The sequence below is a fragment of the Aporhodopirellula aestuarii genome (genome assembly GCF_023701485.1).
Lineage (GTDB): Bacteria > Planctomycetota > Planctomycetia > Pirellulales > Pirellulaceae > Rhodopirellula > Rhodopirellula aestuarii.
Map to the genome: position 1 here is coordinate 1 of NZ_JAMQBK010000069.1, position 2,334 is coordinate 2,334.

The 2,334-nt window shown below is 50.4% G+C and carries 2 protein-coding genes and 2 pseudogenes; 2 read left to right on the forward strand and 2 right to left on the reverse strand.

Features of this window, described 5'->3' with window-relative positions:
• Positions 1-81 precede the first annotated feature (81 nt).
• The gene (locus NB063_RS24875; RefSeq protein ID WP_250931741.1) at positions 82-915 is read right to left on the reverse strand and encodes an FkbM family methyltransferase; all 834 of its coding nucleotides are present in this window, start codon (positions 913-915) and stop codon (positions 82-84) included.
• Between the two features lie 212 nt (positions 916-1,127).
• Positions 1,128-1,427: a transposase gene (locus tag NB063_RS24880; RefSeq protein WP_250931742.1), complete on the reverse strand. Its 300-nt coding sequence runs from the start codon at positions 1,425-1,427 to the stop codon at positions 1,128-1,130.
• A gap of 153 nt (positions 1,428-1,580) precedes the next feature.
• Here NB063_RS24880 and NB063_RS24885 point away from each other — a divergent pair.
• Both NB063_RS24885 and NB063_RS24890 read left to right on the forward strand, forming a co-directional pair.
• A pseudogene (locus NB063_RS24885) lies at positions 1,581-1,924 on the forward strand (IS256 family transposase); the annotation flags it as partial.
• A gap of 9 nt (positions 1,925-1,933) precedes the next feature.
• A pseudogene (locus tag NB063_RS24890) lies at positions 1,934-2,334 on the forward strand (IS256 family transposase); the annotation flags it as partial.

Below are 2,334 nucleotides of genomic sequence, written 5' to 3' on the forward strand. Positions count from 1 at the left end.
ACAACAAATGGGACATCCCCCGAACAACTAGTGCTCAATCCCATCTGGGTCAAGTTCTAAGACGCTCGTTATTGGCAGAACTTAATTTTCGTCAAACCAAACCAACAGATTCTCACCAATTTGCCCTTTTCGTGTTTTGTAACTTCTTAACGCGCGTTCGAGATACCATGTGCAGCCCATGCGAGTGCCATCGTGTAGTTCGATCATTAGCAGACGAGTGCGTCGCAGCCAGGAATGAGGGCGGTTGGCAAACAAGTCCGCTTCGCTTCCTTCGATGTCCATCTTCAAAATGTCAACCTTGTCAATGCCATGCTCATCCAATAGATCGCTGACGGTTACACCGCGAGCGACATTCCCGGCGTTGTCACTACTAGATGTTTTTTTTAGCACCCGCGTGGACCAAAACTCATTGGATGGCACATCCAATGAAACGGTTTCGTTCTGGTAATGAGCGGCAGCTTGCACCGCTACAACATTTGGGTAGCCGCTGACATTTTCTTTGAGAATTGCGAATGTTTCTGCAAAAGGCTCAACGACGACAATTTTTGCGTTTGGCCATCGGTTCGCAAAGTAAATTGCTGAGCATCCTATATTACCACCCAAATCAAGAATACTGCTTGGTTCAAAACCTGGATCAATGTTGTACTGCCGTTCGATTAAGCATTGAGTCATGGACCGGCCATCGGATGACTCAGTCCGCAATTTTATAGGATACGGTATGCCTGAAATCCTTACGTCAATAATTTCCTGCTGTTTGTAGGTAGGCTCTTTGGAGGAAGCATCGGAAATTTTGGACTTAATCCATCGCCGCAAACCACCGTAAGCAGGACGCACGAATGACTGAAGCACCGCTTTTGTTATTCCTACAGTGCGATATTTTGCACTCATATCAATACAGGGACTTTCGTTGGCCATTCAACAATCAGTAAATGAGGGGGGGGGGGCATACCGAGCACTTGACTAGGCAGAATGCAATGGTGCGGCCATTGCATCAGGCACTGCCATCGTTGCCCAGGACGACAAGAGGATAGACGAACTCAACAGTCAAGTCTAATCGCTCACCAATTAATTTCAAAAACTGTCTTCGCAAAACTCCTTGACCTCGCTCTTTAATGGCCCATCCGTAATTATCGTGGGTAGAGCTCGAGTCCACCACAGTAAAAGAAGATCGCGGTTTTGAAGTTTTTGATGCTGTGGAAGCCGCCTACACGACGCTTGGTCGACATGATTTTGCCATTCACACCTTCAGCAATAGCATTGGTGATTCGGTGCGTGCAGAACTGACAACGCTTGCCAGACGCTCTTTGATCGAACGTGCAACGGTCTTCATCGGCGTCAGATCCGTGTGAACAACTCGCTTGCACCAGTCTTTGAAAGTAAGCCATCGCCGACGCACTGTCGTCGTGATGCCAAAAAATTCGTAGCATCTCCTTGCACGGCCACGCTTCGCCCGTTGCTGATTGTAGCTTTTTCGAAGAGATCACACTGACTCTCAGCCAAGTTCTCTTGGCTCTTGAGACACACATAACGTGAGTGGGTCAGATGATCATCACTCTCACCCTTCAGCTGGAAGCGCCCCAATAATCGCTGAAAGACGGTCTCCCGGAGGGCAGAATCTGCCCTTCGCAATTTTCAAATTTTTGTCGGCGGTAACCGACGGGGAGATCAGCATGAATGAAGTTAGTCTTTTGCAATCTCTTAGGCAAGTGTCAGCATCAGAACCCGGGGTAGTCTTTCGAGACTTCATCCGCGGCCACGTTCGCGAAATGATCAGCGAAGTGATGGCCCCTGAAGTCACACAGCTCTGTGGCCCAGAGCACACACCACATGAAGGTGATCACTTCGAGCCGGAACCAGTCCCGGCCGCATTCTTTACGATGGTGAGCGAGACGAGGCCGTTCGGCCTCGTGCACGCCGGGAAGCGTCCCAAAAATTGTTGAAAGTTGAAAGATGGTCTCCCGGAGGGCAGAATCTGCCCTTCGCAATTTTCCAATTTTCGTCGGCGGCAACCGACGGGGAGACCATCATGAATGAAGTTAGTCTTTTGCAATCTCTTGGACAAGTTTCAGCGTCAGAAACCGGGGAAGTCTTTCGAGACTTCATCCGTGGCTACGTCCGCGAGATGATCAGTGAAGTCATGGCTGCTGAAGTCACGCAGCTCTGTGGTCCCAAGCACGCACCGCATGAAGGCGATCACTATCGAGCCGGAACCAGTCCCGGACGCATGCTTTACGAGGGCGAACGGGAAGAGGTCGTTCGGCCTCGTGTACGCCGCAGGGACGATACCGGCGCCAGTCACGAAGTCGCACTGGCCACGTATCGAGTGGCGAAGGA